The 18,540-nt window shown below is 38.5% G+C and carries 22 protein-coding genes and 1 CRISPR repeat array (1 of these 23 running past the window's edge); of the genes, 11 read left to right on the top strand and 11 right to left on the bottom strand.

All coding sequences use genetic code 11. From position 1 onward, the window contains the following. Positions 1 to 417: 417 nt before the first annotated feature. Positions 418 to 942, bottom strand: coding sequence for a YwhD family protein (locus ACIP9W_RS06555; RefSeq protein ID WP_400787385.1), 525 nt, complete (start codon positions 940 to 942; stop codon positions 418 to 420). 327 nt (positions 943 to 1,269) lie between these two features. Beyond that, on the bottom strand, positions 1,270 to 1,548 hold the full coding sequence (locus ACIP9W_RS06550) for a YciI family protein (protein WP_400787382.1): 279 nt from the start codon (positions 1,546 to 1,548) through the stop codon (positions 1,270 to 1,272). Between the two features lie 165 nt (positions 1,549 to 1,713). Between ACIP9W_RS06550 and ACIP9W_RS06545 the strand changes: the two genes are divergently transcribed. Continuing rightward, positions 1,714 to 1,899 (top strand): 2-hydroxymuconate tautomerase, encoded by a 186-nt coding sequence (locus ACIP9W_RS06545; protein ID WP_282243030.1) that lies wholly within the window; start codon positions 1,714 to 1,716, stop codon positions 1,897 to 1,899. A gap of 109 nt (positions 1,900 to 2,008) precedes the next feature. Here the strand turns inward: ACIP9W_RS06545 and ACIP9W_RS06540 are convergent, their stop codons facing one another. The 3 genes from ACIP9W_RS06540 to ACIP9W_RS06530 form a co-directional block, all read right to left on the bottom strand. Beyond that, positions 2,009 to 2,524, bottom strand: coding sequence for a YwgA family protein (locus tag ACIP9W_RS06540; RefSeq protein ID WP_400787379.1), 516 nt, complete (start codon positions 2,522 to 2,524; stop codon positions 2,009 to 2,011). 15 nt (positions 2,525 to 2,539) lie between these two features. After that, positions 2,540 to 3,835 (bottom strand): HD domain-containing protein, encoded by a 1,296-nt coding sequence (locus ACIP9W_RS06535; protein WP_142537992.1) that lies wholly within the window; start codon positions 3,833 to 3,835, stop codon positions 2,540 to 2,542. An 84-nt stretch (positions 3,836 to 3,919) separates the two neighbouring features. Next, a complete protein-coding gene (locus ACIP9W_RS06530) occupies positions 3,920 to 4,147 on the bottom strand; it encodes a YuzB family protein (RefSeq protein ID WP_282243032.1) in 228 nt (75 codons plus the stop codon). Positions 4,148 to 4,304: 157 nt separating this feature from the next. Between ACIP9W_RS06530 and ACIP9W_RS06525 the strand changes: the two genes are divergently transcribed. Next, complete coding sequence (locus tag ACIP9W_RS06525) at positions 4,305 to 4,928, top strand: RsfA family transcriptional regulator (protein ID WP_400787375.1); 624 nt, start codon at positions 4,305 to 4,307, stop codon at positions 4,926 to 4,928. A gap of 18 nt (positions 4,929 to 4,946) precedes the next feature. Here the strand turns inward: ACIP9W_RS06525 and lipL are convergent, their stop codons facing one another. Then, a complete protein-coding gene (lipL, locus tag ACIP9W_RS06520) occupies positions 4,947 to 5,789 on the bottom strand; it encodes an octanoyl-[GcvH]:protein N-octanoyltransferase (protein ID WP_400787373.1) in 843 nt (280 codons plus the stop codon). A gap of 167 nt (positions 5,790 to 5,956) precedes the next feature. Between lipL and hemQ the strand changes: the two genes are divergently transcribed. The 3 genes from hemQ to gerQ all read left to right on the top strand — a co-directional run bounded on the left by hemQ (position 5,957) and on the right by gerQ (position 7,584). Beyond that, positions 5,957 to 6,706, top strand: coding sequence for a hydrogen peroxide-dependent heme synthase (gene hemQ / locus ACIP9W_RS06515; protein ID WP_400787370.1), 750 nt, complete (start codon positions 5,957 to 5,959; stop codon positions 6,704 to 6,706). A 109-nt stretch (positions 6,707 to 6,815) separates the two neighbouring features. Continuing rightward, on the top strand, positions 6,816 to 7,235 hold the full coding sequence (locus tag ACIP9W_RS06510) for a cell wall hydrolase (RefSeq protein WP_142537997.1): 420 nt from the start codon (positions 6,816 to 6,818) through the stop codon (positions 7,233 to 7,235). Between the two features lie 25 nt (positions 7,236 to 7,260). Further along, positions 7,261 to 7,584 (top strand): spore coat protein GerQ, encoded by a 324-nt coding sequence (gene gerQ, locus ACIP9W_RS06505; RefSeq protein ID WP_142537998.1) that lies wholly within the window; start codon positions 7,261 to 7,263, stop codon positions 7,582 to 7,584. A gap of 66 nt (positions 7,585 to 7,650) precedes the next feature. On the opposite strand, the gene ACIP9W_RS06500 is transcribed toward gerQ, so the two are convergent. From ACIP9W_RS06500 to ACIP9W_RS06485, 4 genes are all read right to left on the bottom strand, one after another. Beyond that, positions 7,651 to 8,031 carry a DUF423 domain-containing protein gene (locus ACIP9W_RS06500; protein WP_142537999.1) on the bottom strand — a complete coding sequence of 127 codons (381 nt, stop codon included), beginning with the start codon at positions 8,029 to 8,031 and terminating at the stop codon, positions 7,651 to 7,653. A 27-nt stretch (positions 8,032 to 8,058) separates the two neighbouring features. Further along, positions 8,059 to 8,307, bottom strand: coding sequence for a YwdI family protein (locus tag ACIP9W_RS06495; protein WP_400787367.1), 249 nt, complete (start codon positions 8,305 to 8,307; stop codon positions 8,059 to 8,061). Between the two features lie 213 nt (positions 8,308 to 8,520). Then, positions 8,521 to 9,174 carry a uracil-DNA glycosylase gene (locus ACIP9W_RS06490; RefSeq protein ID WP_400787364.1) on the bottom strand — a complete coding sequence of 218 codons (654 nt, stop codon included), beginning with the start codon at positions 9,172 to 9,174 and terminating at the stop codon, positions 8,521 to 8,523. 6 nt (positions 9,175 to 9,180) lie between these two features. After that, positions 9,181 to 9,939, bottom strand: a complete 759-nt coding sequence (locus tag ACIP9W_RS06485) for a DUF4230 domain-containing protein (protein WP_400787361.1) — start codon at positions 9,937 to 9,939, stop codon at positions 9,181 to 9,183. Positions 9,940 to 10,042: 103 nt separating this feature from the next. Between ACIP9W_RS06485 and ACIP9W_RS06480 the strand changes: the two genes are divergently transcribed. The 5 genes from ACIP9W_RS06480 (at position 10,043) to ACIP9W_RS06460 (ending at position 13,819) form a co-directional block, all read left to right on the top strand. After that, positions 10,043 to 10,300 (top strand): hypothetical protein, encoded by a 258-nt coding sequence (locus ACIP9W_RS06480; RefSeq protein ID WP_400787360.1) that lies wholly within the window; start codon positions 10,043 to 10,045, stop codon positions 10,298 to 10,300. 68 nt (positions 10,301 to 10,368) lie between these two features. Further along, positions 10,369 to 11,202, top strand: coding sequence for a bifunctional hydroxymethylpyrimidine kinase/phosphomethylpyrimidine kinase (gene thiD, locus ACIP9W_RS06475; RefSeq protein WP_400787357.1), 834 nt, complete (start codon positions 10,369 to 10,371; stop codon positions 11,200 to 11,202). 118 nt (positions 11,203 to 11,320) lie between these two features. Continuing rightward, positions 11,321 to 11,671, top strand: coding sequence for a YojF family protein (locus ACIP9W_RS06470; protein ID WP_400787355.1), 351 nt, complete (start codon positions 11,321 to 11,323; stop codon positions 11,669 to 11,671). A 13-nt stretch (positions 11,672 to 11,684) separates the two neighbouring features. Continuing rightward, positions 11,685 to 12,371, top strand: a complete 687-nt coding sequence (gene bshB2, locus ACIP9W_RS06465) for a bacillithiol biosynthesis deacetylase BshB2 (RefSeq protein WP_400787352.1) — start codon at positions 11,685 to 11,687, stop codon at positions 12,369 to 12,371. A gap of 107 nt (positions 12,372 to 12,478) precedes the next feature. Next, positions 12,479 to 13,819: a YjiH family protein gene (locus ACIP9W_RS06460; protein ID WP_400787349.1), complete on the top strand. Its 1,341-nt coding sequence runs from the start codon at positions 12,479 to 12,481 to the stop codon at positions 13,817 to 13,819. A 198-nt stretch (positions 13,820 to 14,017) separates the two neighbouring features. Here ACIP9W_RS06460 and ACIP9W_RS06455 read toward each other — a convergent pair whose 3' ends face one another. Beyond that, a complete protein-coding gene (locus tag ACIP9W_RS06455) occupies positions 14,018 to 14,977 on the bottom strand; it encodes an L-threonine 3-dehydrogenase (protein ID WP_400787346.1) in 960 nt (319 codons plus the stop codon). 168 nt (positions 14,978 to 15,145) lie between these two features. Here ACIP9W_RS06455 and ACIP9W_RS06450 point away from each other — a divergent pair, with 168 nt between their 5' ends. Next, positions 15,146 to 15,781, top strand: coding sequence for a hypothetical protein (locus ACIP9W_RS06450; protein ID WP_400787343.1), 636 nt, complete (start codon positions 15,146 to 15,148; stop codon positions 15,779 to 15,781). 676 nt (positions 15,782 to 16,457) lie between these two features. Beyond that, a CRISPR array of direct repeats spans positions 16,458 to 18,540; the repeat unit is 30 nt; unit sequence ATTTCAATACATCCAATGTTGTGGTTCAAC (it continues 1,306 nt past the right edge of the window).

The raw sequence follows: 18,540 nt of genomic DNA, 5'->3' as shown, positions 1-18,540 counted from the left end.
GCAACTAGTTCTCTTTATAACAAGTTAACTTGGCTGAGAAATAAGCCTGATTGGAATAAAAGGTTAAGGGCAACCAATTGCTAATGAAAGCAACCAGTTCCTTGGTGAAAGCAACCAGTTCCTTGGTGAAAGCAATCAATTTCCTAGCTAGGGCAACTAATTCTCGGTGAAAGCAACCAAACCAAAATAAAAAGCTTTCTACTACCTATAAAAGGTAATAGAAAGCTTTTTCTTAGTGTTGCGTTCTGCCAAAATTATGTAATTACAGGATTGGGTTGTCACAATGATTACACGTTCCTAGCCTACTTACGACTCCTAAGTGTCCTAGCATTACTGTGAAGTAAGCTTTAAGTAAATTGTACTTTCTTTTTGGTTTGAATTCAACCTCATTACGAAATTATACCAAATTGTTACTGTTTAATTGGAAGTTACAGCCAGGTCATTATGTAGCTTTTCGTCGCTACGCTCCCACATTTCATGGTTATGCGTTTGTAAGAAGTCGCTTAAAATATTTTTGGAACGATCATCCATAAAATCTACCATAATATGGCGTTTCATCGATTTGTCCATTCGATTTACGTGGTCTGCAAGTAATTTGTAGCCACGGCGTTTTTCGCGGTTTACTACCATTTCGCATGCAGTAACCCCTGCATAATACGGACCTTCTGCTTTGTAATCGATTGTTACCCACACTAGCCAATACGGTTTTCCGCCTTCTGAGTCTTCGCGGTTCGTCGTAAACTTGATACCTTTTTCCGTGTCGCTGCGCGCGTGCATCGCACCAATTTCAATTCTTGCAACATCTTCTTCAACGTCGATAATAACCGGTGACACATTCTCTAAAGATAGAGAACCAATTCCGAATCCTTTATGTCCATCAGTTGGATCATTTTTTATAATGGTGAAGCCGATTTTTTGTTTTGGTTTTTCTTCATTTGCCATCCGAAAGTTCCCTCCGTTCTTTTTTAATATCTAGTATTTTCATATTACATAATGTGAATTATACTTCCTGAACCCTTGATATATCAAGGATTGAAACTTTTCTTAATCTTATCATAAACGCAAGTTAATGCATAGAAAAGCAGGCTAATTGCGCGTATGTACAAAACAGTTGTCGAGGGAAAAAACGCCTAACTTGAGAGCATTAAAAGGAAGGTTTAACACATTTACTGTTCATACATTTATAGGCTATGTTAAAGGTCTAAACACTTCCTATCCCATACGCACTATAAAAGTGCAGCAATGCCTCCTTCGTGTACACTATTCACATTAATGGAGTAATGCTGAGTTACTGTCCATTTCCCATTCGTGTATTTCACACCCTCGCGCTCCTTGAATCACATAAGGGTCTTGTTTTGCAAGTTGTTCCACTTCTTCTACCGTTTCAACTCGATAAATGACTAATCCCCCAGTACTATCAGCAAATCGACCATTGGCAATTATTTTGCCTTCATTGCGCTTTTGCTCTAAATACTGAAGATGCTGTGCGCGGAATTCTATGCTCTTCTCCTGATTTAACATCGGTAATAAAACGGCGAAGTATTTCATTTATAATCATCCTTTCTTTCCTATTACGGTTTCCATTTTCACTTTAGTTTTTCAATTGCATGAAGGGTATAATCCACTATTTTGTTTTGAATATATCTGATTTTTTTGCAAATCACTATGTTATGATACTACTATACAGAAATTTTCACTAAAGGAGGAAATGAAATGCCATATGTAACAGTAAAAATGCTAGAAGGCCGTACTGAAGAACAAAAAAGAGCTTTGGTAGAAAAAGTAACAGCTGCAGTAGTGGAAACAGTGAACGCACCAGCTGAAAATGTTGTCGTGTTTATCGAGGACATGCCAAAAAATCACTACGGTGTCGCTGGGAAATTATTTAGTGATAAATAATTTTGGAGAGTGCTCTTTGCTTTAGCAAAGGGCATTTTTTGGTTTTGTCGCGTTCGGCGCTTGTTTTGTCTCAGTTAGGATTATTGCTCCATAAAAAAAGAACCATCCCTTAGTGGATAGTTCTCATGTTCATTAAATTCATGACGAATTCGTATGCATCTGCAATTTCTTCTTCTGTGAAATTTAGCTTTCCTTTCACAGCGTGGAGCTTTTCGATTTGTTCTTCTTTTGGAAGATGGTCGAAAAACAAAAGAGTTGAAACGAGCTCTAAGAAGCGAGAGCTTTTGTTTTTCATTTGTGAAATACACTCGACTAGCGCTGGTGCTGCTTCTTCCAGTTGCGCCATTTGTGTGAAATGCTCGCCTGCGTTCGTCATTTGGTATTTGTATTGGACGTATGAGCCTTTATCCTGTCTGTCTTCCTGTAAAAATCCCATATTGCAAAGCTCTTCTACTCGCAATGTGAGCTCATGCGAATATGGACCATATACATGAAACTCGTATTTTTCTTTATATGGATAGTCTAACTTTTTAGCGATGTACACCATTTTTTGCAGTTTTTTTCTGCCAGTTATCCCGTCTGCTGCTCCGATAAATTGTATGATTTTTGCATGTTCTTCTAGCAATTCTAGCCCCCACCTTTATTTCAACAGATCTAATATTTGTTTTTTTAATGCTTTTTTCTTTCCGTCTTCCGTTAAAAAGTCTTCTGGAAAATATAATTTATGATCAGTTCGACGTTTTCCTGAAATCGCTTCTACTACTTCCGATTCACGAGAAAGCTCTCTAATTTCTCCGGATGGCATAAGTAAATGGATAGGAATTCGTTCTCCCTCTTCCCCTGGACGATAAAAATCGTATGGTAAATCCGATGACGAATCAAATACTAAATAATACTCTGGGTCTATACCCGCTTTTTTAAATAATAACTCCAACTCTTTCATCTTCATATAATCTTTTGCCAGGTCAAACTCAATATATTGGAATAGTTTCCGATTGACAAAACGATAGCTTAAATCAGCTAATATTGGATCCTTCTCGTTCACCCAAAGCTGAAAATAGGTCATTAAGACACCTTCATCTAAAGCTAAATATTCATTTAACGTGAATGTGCCATCGAAAAAGCCTTGGAAATGAGTTGGTTGCTGTGCAAAATCATACCCACTTTTACTTAAAGCTTTTGCACGATGTAAGATTTTCGTTAAAATCACTTCTGCGCTTCTGGAAACGGGATGAAAATACACTTGCCAGTACATTTGATAGCGACTCATAATATAGTCTTCCACTGCATGCATACCGCTAGATTTGATCACGATTTGATCTTCCCTTGGACGCATGACACGCAGAATTCGCTCCATATCAAAATGACCGTAGCTTACGCCTGTAAAGTAAGCATCTCGCTGTAAATAATCCATACGATCGGCGTCGATTTGGCTGGATATTAAGCTAACGACTTGTTTATTTCCATAGGTTTTCGCAATAACATCTGCTACTTTTTGTGGGAAGTCTTTGCTTACCCTTTTTAATATTTCATTTACTTCGGTTTCCCCAAGTAATATTTTTCTTGTAAATTCCTCATGATCTAGATTGAACACATTTTCGAAAGCATGTGAGAACGGTCCATGTCCTAAATCATGTAAAAGTGCTGCACATAAAACTAAAAGTCTTTCAGAGGCATCCCATTCCGGTCGGCCATTGAAACTATCATCCACAATACGACGGACAATTTCGTAAACTCCTAGAGAGTGACTAAAGCGACTATGTTCTGCCCCGTGAAAAACTAGATATGTAGTTCCAAGCTGTTTAACGCGGCGAAGTCGTTGAAATTCCTTTGCGCCGATGACGTCCCAAATGACCTGGTCACGAACATGAATGTACCTGTGAACCGGATCTTTAAACACTTTCTCTTCTGCTAGTTTCTGCGTTGCATAGCTCATTTGCCCACCTCCGTGAAGTTAAATGTTATTTACCCTTCATTATAAAGAAAAAAACCGCTCATGGTAAGGCGGCAAAAGTTCTGTTTAGTCTTCTAGTTTGGCGCGTACTTTTTCCATTAATTCATCTTCTGTCAAAGCTGCAACAGGACGGTTATTGACAAATGCGAATGTCTTTTTTCGCCCCGGCCCGCAGTAGGATTGACATTCTTTAATTTCAATTTCTGCTTCTGGATCTATTGTTTTAAGCTTTGGAATTAATGTTTTTAAATTCACGGCCTGACACTCATCGCAAACTCTGAAATGGTTTGCCATTCGTCCACAACCCTTTCTCTATATGATAATAGTCTACACGCCATTGTATCTTAAAATATATATTGCTATCAAGTGTATTTTACGTGAATAAAAGAGCGCTATGTTGTCCATGATGTTAATAGAGTAACGAAACTATGAACATGGTAGGAGGAGCAATATGGTAAAAATCAGACAAGACGCATGGATGACAGAAAATGATGAAATGTTAGCGGAAATGGTGTTACGACACGTCCGCGAAGGCAGTACACAACTAAATGCATTTGAAGAAGCAGGTGACGAATTAAATCGAACTGCTGCTGCATGTGGATTTCGCTGGAATGCAGTTGTCCGCCATCAATATGAAGCTGAACTAAAAGAAGCAAAAAAAGAAAGAAAAGAAAAGCTACGTATATTAGGAAAAGATTATAGACGTAGAGGAAACGGTATCTATCTTGCCAAGCCTCAAGAAGAAGGCGAACGCACCACATCGGTTCCAGTTTCTGCTTTATCAATCGATATTATTATTGCGTATCTCGTTCGTTTACAGCATAGCGATTCGGATATTTCTAGATATCGTCATTTAGCTTCTATATCAAACGAGAAAATTCGCAAACTAGAAACTGAACTTGCCAAACTTGAAAAAGAAAATGCAGCGATTAAACAAGATTACGAGCAGTTTGTACAAATTATGAACCGCGCACGACGACTTGTTACATTGAATGATGAAGAAGTGCCAGCTGTACCTGTTTTCCAAATGGAGAAAAACGGAAACCTAGTTTCAAAAGAACCACCAACTATGTAATGCAGTTGGTGGTTTTTCTTATTCCTTTGTAAGCATCTTTTTATTACGATCGACAACACGTTGCATATAAAACTGATAAAGCTCCATTTCATCTTGCGTGACGGATTGCGATACTATTTTTGTAGATAGCTGTTGTAGAACCTGTTGAACTCGGATGACGATATCCTGAACTGTAAACGATTCATTTAATAGTTCGTTTAACGAAGCCATTACTTCTGGTTTTATGACCGGGTAGGTGAATTTCGTTTCTTCCCCTTGCACACCGATTTCATAAAATTGGCGAATCAATTCAGCACGCTCACTTCCACTACCTTCTACACATAAGTATATTTGCACAGCGATTCCTTGACGAAGCCTTCGCTGTGATATTCCAGCAAATTTCTTGCCATCAATACTTAAATCATATGAACCTGGGCAATAGGAACCGACAATTTCATAAGCTTCTATTTTTCCTTCTGCTTCTGGAAAGAGAAGCCGGATGAAAGTAAGCATTACGTCATAGCCAGCGGAAATATCAACTGACTGCGCTTGTTCAGACAATACGATGGAAATATTCAGCACTCCATCATCCAATACAACCGCGAGACCTCCCGAATTACGGACAATTGATATGTATCCTTGTGTACGTAGAAAATCTTGTGCTTCTTCTACGAATGGTAATCGGTGATCTTGGATACCTAACACAACCGTCTGATCATGTACCCATGTTCGAACAGTTGCTGGTGACAATCCTTGACCAACTAAATGACAAAGAAGATCGTCCGCTGCAAATGACTCCAATGCGGAGCGACTTTTACCACTTAGTGATTGATCCCAAAATCGCCAAACTTTGTGCTGTAATAATGCTTCTATTTGTGACATACTTCTTACTCCTTAATCTAACGATTGCTCTACTGTTTTCATTAGTTTAAGCATACACGACTTTGTCACATATTGTCATGCAATATCGAGGTCATTACGAGATAAGAATCTTTTCTTGTGATAAACTAAAGATGTAAATTTCTTATATAAAAGGAGTGTCTGATAAAATGAATGAAGCAGCAATTACACTAGACGGCTGGTACGTTTTACATGATTTTCGCCAAATGGACTGGGCATCTTGGAAACAAGTAGATCCAGAACTTCGCAAAGAAGCAACAGATGAATTTGTGGCATTTTTAGACGAACTTCAACAAGCAGATGACGCAAAAACAGGCGCACATGCTTTTTACACGATTGTAGGGCAAAAAGCAGATTTCATGTTAATGACTCTACGTCCAACAATAGACGAACTTCAAGAAATCGAAGCGAAATTCAATAAATTAACGATTGCAGACTTTACAATTCCTGCTTATTCTTATGTATCAGTTGTAGAATTATCTAACTACCTAGCTGGAGAATCTACGGAAGATCCATATCAAAATCCACATGTACGAGCTCGTTTATATCCAGAACTTCAACGTTCACAATATATCTGCTTCTATCCAATGGACAAGCGTCGTACCGGAGAAGACAACTGGTATATGCTTCCAATGCAAGAACGTAAAGATCTGATGCGCAGCCATGGTTTAATCGGCCGCAGCTATGCTGGTAAAGTCAAACAAATCATCTCTGGATCTGTAGGCTTCGATGATTTCGAATGGGGAGTAACACTGTTCTCAGACGATGTTCTTCAATTTAAAAAACTAATATACGAAATGCGCTTTGATGAAGTAAGTGCTCGTTTTGCGGAATTCGGTTCGTTCTTTATCGGTACCATTTTAGCAGGCGAAAAACGAGTAGAATTTTTCAATATTTAAATAGTTAATCTAAAAGACTGCAACCGCAGTCTTTTTTTCTTTCCACCTCTTCTTGCGATATGTATCATTTCTTCTCTCCGAACATAGTGTATATATAGGAGGTGATGCGTTGGCAGTAGTTAAGTCCACTTCAAGGCAACTAGATTTACTAGCAAGGCTAATGCGTGCGGAAGCTGAGGGTGATGGTCAGCTTGGTATGTTATTGGTTGGTAATGTTGGAGTGAACCGGGTTCTTGCCGATTGCTTAGATTTTCGTAATATTCGTAATTTGGAAGAGATGGTATTCCAAAAACCAGGTGGCTTTGTGGCAACAACCCAATCTTATTTTTATCAACGTGCCCGTGAACAGGATCGAAATTTAGCAAGACGCGTTATTAATGGAGAACGTTTTAGTCCCGGCGAACGCTCCTTATGGTTTTTTGATCCAGGTGGCGATTGTCCTCCTCAGTGGTATAACCAATGGAACACCGGACGTTTTAAAACGCATTGTTTTTACTCTCCAACCGTTGCCGATTGCCCAAGTGTATAATTCTATTTCCAGAAAGGATGTATGAATGGTTCAATATTATTGGTATCCTGGAGCTTTTCCACCTCAACAGCAACAACCGATGACTCCTCCTGCTCAACCGCCAAGCCCAGGCCGACAAGAAGAATCGTATATCGAGAACATTTTACGAATGAACAGAGGTAAGCTAGGTACATTCTATTTCACTTTTGAAAATAACAAAGAATGGAATGCCAAAGTGATTAAAGGCTATGTAGAAGCAGCAGGCCGCGATCATGTGATCATTAGTGATCCAAATGGGAAAAGATACTTAATGTTAATGATTTATCTAGACTATGTAACATTTGATGAAGAAATTAACTATAACTTATAAACAAAGAGACTTATCCGAATTTAAAGGATAAGTCTCTTTGTTGTCATTGTTACGCTATTCACTTCATTAACTCGCAAACTTCGCAGCAGCAACAATAATCATAATCCATCCTACTAAAAATGCTACGCCGCCAATCGGAGTAATAGCTCCTAAAATGCCAATACCAGTTAAACTCAATACATACAAGCTACCAGAGAATAAAATGATTCCTGCTAGTATTAAATAGCCTGCTGTATTTAATGATGAAACAGGTCCAAGTATCTTGCTACTCATCAAAATGCCGATTGCGATTAATGCCAGTGCATGGAACATTTGATATTGTACAGCCGTTTCCCAAATCGCTAAATACTTTTCCGATAGTTTTTCCTTTAGAGCGTGTGCGCCAAAAGCTCCAAATGCTACTGCCAAAAATCCATTGATAGCTCCTGCAATGATAAATAATTTCACAATCATTCCTACTTTCTATCTTTCTATTTAGAAATCAAATAATGACTCTCCGTTTGCATCGTCTTCTTTTAATGCAACCGGCTGTTGTATTGCTGGGGCTAGGGCTACCGCTTGGACAACTGGTGAAGCTTGCGATGTTCCCCCGGATTCTAACGCTAAATCGCATAATGCTCGTATTGCAGCGAGTGCTTCTCTTTTCGTTTGTTCATTACCAGTTGTTTTGGCTAGCGTAAGCTGTTTATCTATTTGCATGAAAATATGTTCATTTGAAATCATCGTCTTTGCCCCTCTTCTTGCTTTCGTTCGAATTTCAAGCATTCCATGCCCGAGGTACGCTTTACTAATGCAGATGGGAGCTCTTTCGTTTTAAATCCGTAAGCTTTGCACCCACGTGGATGTCTCGCATCCCATGTAGTAAAAAAGTGGCGGCATTTAAAACAGTTTACTGCCAAATTACTCCCTCGCTTTCCCGTCCATATAATAGCATAATCACAAGCAAAAATCGATTGGGGTCTCTCCCCATGCTTCAAGCTGCGCATTTATCTTAGAATACGGCTTACTCCCAAAAAATCCTCGATGCACACTTAGCGGACTTGGATGTGGAGATTCTAAAATCATATGTTTTTTCGTATCAATAAGCTTTTTCTTCATTTGAGCTGGTCTTCCCCAGAGGACAAAGATAATCGGCTTTTCTCTTTCCGATAGACGCTTGATCACTTCATCCGTAAACGTTTCCCAACCCATTCCTTTATGTGAATTAGCTTGCCCTGCTCGTACGGTCATTACCGTATTAAGCAATAAAACCCCCTGCTGTGCCCATTTCAATAAATAGCCGTTCGAAGGAATAGGACATCCTATATCATCCGCGAGCTCCTTAAACATATTGCGTAAACTCGGTGGTATGCGAACTCCAGGATTTACCGAAAAGCTCATCCCATGCGCCTGTCCTTCCCCGTGATAGGGATCCTGTCCTAAAATTACTACTTTTACTTCATCAAAAGGCGTTGCACGAAATGCGTTGCCAATATCCTTTCGTTTTGGATAAATTGTTTGTTCTGCATATTCTTTATCTAAAAAAGATTGGAGTTCCAAAAAATATGGCTTTTCCCATTCATCTGCTAAGACTTCTTTCCAGTTTGGCAATGCGCATCACTCCTTATCCTTAAACTGAACTTGTACGTCGTAATCTACTAATTGGAACATCTCTTTCACAGATTTCTCCGCATTTTCTTCCGCTAACTGTAAAATGCCTTGTTCCATCGTTTCTTCCTTCATCATTTCTTTCGCTGTTTCTGCAAGCTCGTATGCCTCTGTTATATCCGCTTTTTCACGAAATAATCCTTCATATGAGAATACTTCTACTTGGTCGAAGAAAATTTCAGGTCCACCTAGAAATTGTGGCATCGGCAATGTAAGTGTCGCCGTCTTATTCTCGTCGTCCACTTTAATATCCGATTCCGTCACTTGAGAGAAATCTACTCCTGCACGAACAGCTCCAGGCACCACAACAAGAAGCTGCCTTTTTGTCCCTGGTAAGTCTATGCCGATTTCCTTGCCGAATAACTGATTATCCTGTCGTTCAATAATTACTTTTGTATAGGCTTCAGCGGTCGACAATTCATTTAGTGCCTGTACTCGTTCGACAATTGAACCTTTGTTCTCCGTAAACGTACTACCTTGAATCGCCCAATAAGCGGCAAATGGTAATGCAGCTAACAAGAGGAGAACAATTATTACAATAAGGATAATCGATTTCGTTCTAAATCTATATAAAGCACGTGGAATTTTCCCAAAGCCAAACCCTTGTCTAGAAGGATTTTCTGCTATTGTTGCAGTTGTTTCGTTTTTTTGTGCTTTCAATTCTGCTAGAAGTTTCTCCATTTCTCGAATTTTGTCATCTTTTCGCATATCATCTCTCTTTTCCTCTTAATCTACTACGTTAACAGTACAAAAAAATTGTCCGTTTCACAACTATTCTATATCTGTTAAGCTAAAAAAGGGTGATATGTGTATGGCTGATTTACATTATCGGGAGAAACTAAGAAAAATTGAACAAGCAGCTAGTACAAATGAAGTTTCTAATGGTGCGAAAAGCTTTGGGCTTGGCTGTTTTACAGTGGGCATGCTACTATTCATTGGCTTTCTTCTATTTTTAGCAATCTCCTTATTTATTAATGATATTAAATTCGGGTCTGTTATCACTTTTTTCGTCGCAGCTCTTTTCATTTTCATTCTGCTGAAATTATTAACGGCTCCGAAACTTCCTTAATTTAAGTTTCGACTATTGTCTGATATAATGAAAAATATTAACTTTTTATCAAAAGGGGAAACGCTAAAATGTCGATTAAAAAAACACTAACAATTGCAGGCTCTGACACTTCAGGCGGAGCTGGTATACAAGCAGATTTAAAAACATTCCAAGAGCATGGTACATATGGCATGAACGTTCTAACGGTTGTTGCTACGATGGATCCTGATAACGGTTGGAGCCATGGTGTATTTTCTCTTCCAGTAGAAGAGATAAAACGACAAGCTAAAACCGCTTTATCGACAAATGTCGATGCGATTAAAACGGGTATGCTAAGTACAGAAGAAATTATCGAAACAGCTGGAAACATCATAGAAGCGTCTGGCACAAACAATGTCGTAATCGACCCTGTTATGGTGTGCAAGGGTGAAGATGAAGTATTAAACCCAGGCACAGTGGATGCGATGATTACTAACCTACTACCACGTGCTTTAGTCGTTACTCCAAATCTTTTTGAAGCTGGACAACTTTCAGGTCTGGGAACACTTAAAACAATTGACGATATGAAAGCTGCTGCGGAGAAAATTCATGCACTTGGTGCTAAAAATGTTGTGATCAAAGGCGGCAAACAATTAGCACACACAAAAGCGGTCGATCTTTTCTATGATGGACAAACCCACACATTGTTAGAAACAGAAAAAACAGATACAACTTATAACCACGGAGCTGGCTGTACATTTGCTGCCGCGGTGACTGCTAACTTGGCAAATGGTTTATCAGTTGCGGATGCTGTTTTCGAAGCAAAAGAATTCGTTTCAGCCGCTATTGCACATGGTTGGAAACTAAACCAATATGTAGGACCAGTACTTCACGGAGCTAAAGGTAAATACGGGGCACCAGAAGTAACGACAACTACTGTATAAGAAATTATTCACTCGCAAAGTCTCACTGACTTTGCGAGTTTTTCATCTCAATCATTCGCTTCCCAAACTTATTTTCATTATACTTATAAAAGACGTTATGTTAGGAGGCTATATATAAATGGAACTTGTTAAAGTAGAACAACTACAAGTACTTTTGAATAAATTTGCAAATGAAGATGTGTATATACATCTAGAAACTACAAATGGTGCATATGCATCTCATTTTGATGAAAAGGTATTCAATGCAGGGGCTTTTATCCGCAATGTCATGCTTCGATATGAGCTTGGAAAAGTAGCGGGTGAAGCACCGCATCGTGTCGGCCTTAAACTACCGCATGGCTGGGTATACGCTCAAGGTATTACGCATTTCGAATTAGACGAACATGATCGCTTACTAATGGCAGGACATGACCAAAATGGAAAGCTTGCAGTAGCACTACAAATCAGTAAAACACCATTCACTTATTAAGGAGGACAAACAAATGACTTTACCAATGGAACGACATGTACTTGTTGTATTCCCTCACCCAGATGACGAAGCTTTCGGCGTTTCCGGCACGATTGCAACTTACGTAAAACAAGGAATTCCGGTTACATATGCGTGTCTAACTTTAGGCGAAATGGGAAGAAACTTAGGAAACCCTCCTTTTGCGACACGTGAAACACTTCCACAAATTCGAAAAGAGGAGCTACTCGCTTCTGCCAAAGCAATGGGCGTAACGGATCTTCGCATGATGGGGCTCCGTGACAAAACAGTGGAGTTTGAAGATGATGAAAAAATGGTGGAAATGATGGAAAATTTAATTGCTGATACCAATCCATCGCTTGTTATTACGTTCTATCCAAACTACGCGGTCCACCCTGATCATGATGCAACTGGGCGTGCTATGATCCGTGCAATTCGCCGCATGCCAGAAGAGGCTCGTCCTACTATTTATGCACTTGCTTTTTCAAATGATACCAAGGAAGCTTTAGGAGAACCAGATATTGTGCATAATATCAAGGAGTCGAGAGAAGAAAAAATGGGTGCGATGCGCGCACATATTTCGCAGACGGCATGGATGCTAGAAGAAATGGATAAACGCTTAGCGGATGGTGAGCCGGAAGCAGAAAATTGGCTGCATTTCGAACGCTTCTATACGTACGATTTCAACAAAGATTTCGAATAATAGAACATCCCTTGTTTATATAGACTTCTCTATGCAAATGAATTAGTATGTATAAATGACTTGGCACTACGCATATTTATTCATTCATAGAAAGTTGGGCAATAACATTGAAGAAGTTTTCTTTATCTACATGGCTTTTGTTCCTGTTTCCATCGATTGCAGGAGTTATTATGTTTATGATTCCCCTTCCTACTTCGGAAGGCTTTAAAATTCCGATTGCGTTGTTTTCTAATATGTTATCTAATGCAATTTCTCCATTCGTGCAATGGATTGCATTAGTAATGATATGGATTGCGGCAATTGGATCAGTTATATTTCTATTTTTGCCTAAGCAAAATACATTTATTAACCAATTATTTAAGGTATCGATATTTTGGACCATTACTCGTGTAGTTGGTGCTGTTTTTGCTGTATTAATCATCTTCCAAATGGGACCGGAAGCGGTTTGGAATGAAAATACTGGTGGAATGCTACTTAGCCCAGATGGTTTAGTATCATTCTTATTTACGATTTTCTTATTCGCAGGTCTATTATTGCCGTTTTTATTGAACTTTGGATTACTAGAGTTTTTCGGTACAATGGCAGTAAAAATTATGCGTCCGCTTTTCAAGCTTCCAGGACGTTCTGCGGTAGATGCCCTTACTTCTTGGGTTGGTGACGGAACTATTGGAGTTTTATTGACAGCAAGACAATATGAAGAAGGCTATTATACGAAAAAAGAAGCAACCATTATTGGTTCTACATTTTCAGTGGTATCTATCACATTTTGTATCGTCGTACTTGATGAGGTTGGTCTTTCTAACTATTTCTTGCCATTTTACTTTACCGTTCTGCTTTGCGGTTTTGTATTAGCATTCATCATGCCTAGAATTTATCCATTACGTGGTAAACCAGAGGAACACATTGATGGTCGTCCGCTAGATTTAAAAGCTGAAGATTTTCCTGAAGGCTATAATGCTTTTACACATGGTTTAGAAAATGCGCTTGTGAAAGCGAATGATAACCGCTCCATTAAGAAGTTCTTCTCAGATGGGATTAAAAATGTTATCGATTTATACATCGGTGTTGCACCAGTCGTGCTTGCTTTCGGTACAATCGCACTAATGCTTGCAGAGTTCACACCAATTTTCACGATTTTAGGAAAACCTTTTGAACCTTTATTAATGCTTTTTGGCATTCCGGAAGCTGCCGAGGCGGCTCAGACAATGGTTGTCGGGTTTGCGGATATGTTCCTACCGACGCTACTAAGCGGTGGAATCGAGTCAGATAAGACACTATTCTTCATCGCCGCAATGTCTGTAACGCAGCTCATTTATATGTCTGAGGTTGGTGGATTGTTACTTGGTTCGAAAATTCCCGTTAACTTTAAAGATTTAATCTTTATTTTCCTACTACGTACACTTATTGCATTTCCTATTATTGCAGCGGCAGCACATATTTTGTTCTAAGAACAAAAGCGGAAGCGCCTATGTCTGCCCCGACAGGCAAATGAGGAAAAGCGAGGAGGCAGCTCCCAAGCCACAGCTTTTTCACATTTGACCCCGAGGGGCAAGGCGCTGGAGTCTGGATGTAATTGTACTCATAGTAAGCTATCTACATGTGATCAATTTTATAGTCTCTTAAGAAATAAAAAACAGCGAACCCTTTTACAAGGAGTTCGCTGTTTTTTTAGTTGCTAATTTTTCTAGCATATCTTTCGTCATTGCATCTAGATCGTATTTATAAGTAAAGCCCCACTCATTTTTTGCTACAGTAGCGTCAATTGAATCCGGCCAGCTGTCTGCAATCGCTTGGCGCACAGGATCTACATCGTACTCCATTGTAAATGTTGGAATTACTTTTTTAATAGATGCAGCAATTTGTTCTGGTTCAAAACTCATCGCTGTTACATTAAACGCATTGCGGTGAATTAACTTCGACGCGTCTGCTTCCATTAGATCTACTATCGCCTGCAGTGCATCCGGCATATACATCATATCCATGAAAGTACCTTCCGCAATATAAGAAGTGTACTTCCCTTCTGCTAACGCTTTGTAATAAATATCTACTGCATAATCAGTCGTTCCGCCACCAGGTAAAGTCTCGTTCGAAATCAGTCCCGGGAAACGTACGCCACGTGTATCTAATCCAAACTTATGGAAGTAATAATCACATAGTAATTCTCCTGACACTTTGTTTACACCGTACATAGTCGTCGGGCGTTGAAGTGTGTCTTGAGGTGTGTTTTGTTTGGGAGTAGAAGGTCCAAATGCTCCAATTGAGCTTGGCGTGAAAAATTGCATATTTAAATCGCGAGCAGTTTCGAGCGCATTCATTAGCCCACCCATGTTTAAGTTCCATGCAAATAGTGGTTTCGCTTCTGCAGTCGCCGATAAAAGTGCAGCCATATGCATAATGGTATCTGCTCCAAAGTTCTTTGCAATTTGATGCATTTTTTCTCCGTCTGTAACATCCAATACTTCAAAAGGGCCGCTTTTCGTGGTTTCAGAAGTGATTTCTCGAATATCTGTTGCAAGTACGTTTTCTGCACCATATTCTTTTCGAAGTTTGGTGATTAATTCTGAACCAATTTGCCCTAAGGCTCCGGTGACCATAATTTTTTTCATGCTGTCTACTCCCTCTCGAAAACAATTGTATTTTTGGAAAGAACACTTTATAGTAATTAACCTTGTTTTAATAGCATTTATTTTTTATTATTATATGCTGTTCTTTTGGAAAATACAATAAGAGATTTATATGTGGATTTGGTATAATAAAAGAAAAAAGAGGTAAATATGAAAATTCTTAGATATGTTTTGATTATTTTACTAGGTACGGTACTCTCCGTTGTCATGGGTGCTTCGGACCTTCCCTTTTGGCTAATTTATTTGAGTGTTGTGGTGTTGTTTTTTGTTTTATTGGTTGGACCACAGATGTATATTGTGTACAAATCGAATAAACTTGCACGAATTGAGCGTTATTTACAGGAAAATAAAAAAAAGCCGCTTTTTGCTTATGCACTTGCCATAAAAACGGGCCATCGTGAAGCCATTGCGCAAGCGATTAATGGCGTCCTAAAGAAATATAAACAACCTTATATGCAACAAGTTTACAAAGCTAATTTAGCACTATATGAAAAGGATGTTTCTTCGTTTGTAAGACTTGCTGAACAAGTAAGTAAAGAGCCACTTCGTACATACTACATTGCTTATGCAAAAGCTTTGCAAGGGAAATATGAGGAAGCCCAAACATTAAAAGCGAACCTGCTACCTGGTTGGATGCCATATGCAATTGATGCGATCATTGCAAAGGAACAAGGAGACTTGGAGACGTTTCAGATTGCAGCAAGTGCTAGTGTGGAGAGTGCGCGGGGTATACAGAAGTTTAGTCTTTTTTATTCGTTTCACTACGCTGAAAGAGACTTTTCGTAAAGAAAAGCAGCCGATAAGCGGCTGCTTTTTTGGTTGGATACTTCCCTTTAATAAGGGTGGTTCGTAACGTCTAATCGTTTTTTTTATCAAATTGAAGAAGCTGAGAAAAATGAATCCTTCTGACTCTGCCGCATCGTTTAACCGCTTTGGTATAGTCAATGATTTCTTGTAGATCAATTATGATGTCACTCGCAGTAATTTGTCAAAATATATGTATGTCGATACAACCCATGTTGTGGTTCAAAACGATAATTTCATCATTAATTTTCAATTCATTATTAATTTCAATACATTTCATATTCCGGTTCAACGATAGCCATGGTTCAACCATAGCCATTACGGTAAGCGATTGAATACACCACATGTTGTGGTTCGACGTAAACCGGCTCAAACATCGGATACAATCTTTTTAATTTCAATACATACATTTCATGTTATGCTCCAACATTAAGTGCCAATTAAATTTTTCTTCATCTCCCTATTTCATTACTTTTCATGTTGTGGTTCAACGGCTTTATCAAAGTGAAAACACTATTCTCTGGATATTTCAATACATCCTATGTTGGGGTTCAACGAGAATTTCAAATGGCCCACTTTTCGTTGTTTCTGAATTTCAATACATTCAACGTTGTGGTTCAACTATCACATGTCCGAAGATTATTCGTATGAAGAACTTATTTCAATACATCCATTGTTGGGGTTCAACTTCTTGCATTTTCGCTAGATTTTCAGACTTAAAATAATTTCGATACATCCCATGCTGTGGTTCAACTTATAGCTCATTACTCAACCGTTCAATCGCTTGTATATTTCAATACATCCAATGTTGTGGTTCAACCTGAAACTCTTCAGACAGGAACGTTAGTGGCTAAATTTCAATACATCCAATGTTATGGTTCAACGAGGCTGAATGTTTTTCATTATTTTCTCTTACTACTATTTCAATACATCCAATGTTGTGGTTCAACTGAGCTTTTTAGAAATACCCTTCTGGATTATTTATTATTTCAATACATCCAATGTTATGGTTCAACCGAATCGATTTTATGGAGCTGATCCAAGAGACCAAATTTCAATACATCCAATGTTGTGGTTCAACACATTTCGGCTTGTAGACCTTCTATAGCAAGCGTTATTTCAATACATCCAATGTTGTGGTTCAACGAATAAAAGGCGCTAGCATCTATAAGATTTTACCGTTATTTCAATACATCTAATGTTGTGGTTCAACCGACACCAACGCACAATACCAAGTAGGTGAATAAAAATTTCAATACATCCAATGTTGGGGTTCAACCTCTTCCAATGAGTCCTAATTCATCTCGAATATTTAATATCTTTAATTTCAATACATCTAATGTTGTGGTTCAACATAAACTAGTAAAGCATGGTTTAATGGCAGCTGATTAATATCAATACATCTAATGTTGTGGTTCAACTAGGTAAAGCTATCGCACTAGCAAGAGCCTTAGAGATATTTCAATACATCCAATATTGTGGTTCAACTTACAGCTCTCTACCTAATCGAAGTATTCCTTGCATATTTCAATACATCTAATGTTGGGGTTCAACAGGTCTTGAACTTAAAGATCTTAAAACCATAACACATTTCAATACATCCAATGTTGGGGTTCAACGATTATTCTACTCGGCATGGCATTAACAGTTGTGAATTTCAATACATCCAATGTTGTGGTTCAACGTCCATTTTCATACGATTATAGGCTGACGTCGAAAATTTCAATACATCCAATGTTGTGGTTCAACTGAACATTGCAGAGGAAAAAAGCTATTGCTACCAAAATTTCAATACATCCAATGTTGGGGTTCAACTAAGCTCGATTTCACCTTTCTCCATGAGTTTGTTAGATTTCAATACATCCAATGTTGGGGTTCAACAAATGCCGTCAATACTAACCGAGTGCGGTTTTATATTTCAATACATCCAATGTTGTGGTTCAACGCTCCTCTGGGACTCCATTTTCTTTTATAGCATCATATTTCAATACATCCAATGTTGTGGTTCAACAAGAAGCAATCAAGAGATTTATGAGTCACTATCTTATTTCAATACATCCAATGTTGTGGTTCAACGGCTACTGGTCTATCAGTGGATATTGCCATTAATCAATTTCAATACATCCAATGTTGTGGTTCAACCAAGAGAACATAGGTCCTTTAGTTCCTCATATCGGATTTCAATACATCCAATGTTGTGGTTCAACAATTTTAAAGCAAGTTCTTACAGTTCATACTTTTCAATTTCAATACATCCAATGTTGTGGTTCAACAAACTTGACGACAACGAGCTGTTAGATACCTATGAAATTTCAATACATCCAATGTTGTGGTTCAACGCTAAACAATCATATGAGTATCTTGCAGATTCTATATTTCAATACATCCAATGTTGTGGTTCAACAAGAGCCAGAAGAAGAAGAGTGCGAAAAACCTCCTAAATTTCAATACATCCAATGTTGTGGTTCAACATGTAGGGGTAAATGGGAATGTTAATCCATCCAGCTAATTTCAATACATCCAATGTTGTGGTTCAACTAATAAGGTATACCTAATAAGAGGAGGAACTTATTAATTTCAATACATCCAATGTTGTGGTTCAACGCAATATAATACTTTTTGATATTGGCCTATTGTTACATTTCAATACATCCAATGTTGTGGTTCAACTTTTTGTAGCGATGAAACAACCCCACCCGCTACTGAAATTTCAATACATCCAATGTTGTGGTTCAACGGTG

The organism is Psychrobacillus sp. NPDC093180 (assembly GCF_044754065.1).
GTDB lineage: Bacteria > Bacillota > Bacilli > Bacillales_A > Planococcaceae > Psychrobacillus.
The sequence above is the reverse complement of the archived record's forward strand: the minus strand, read 5'-3'. Positions and strand labels throughout refer to the sequence as shown.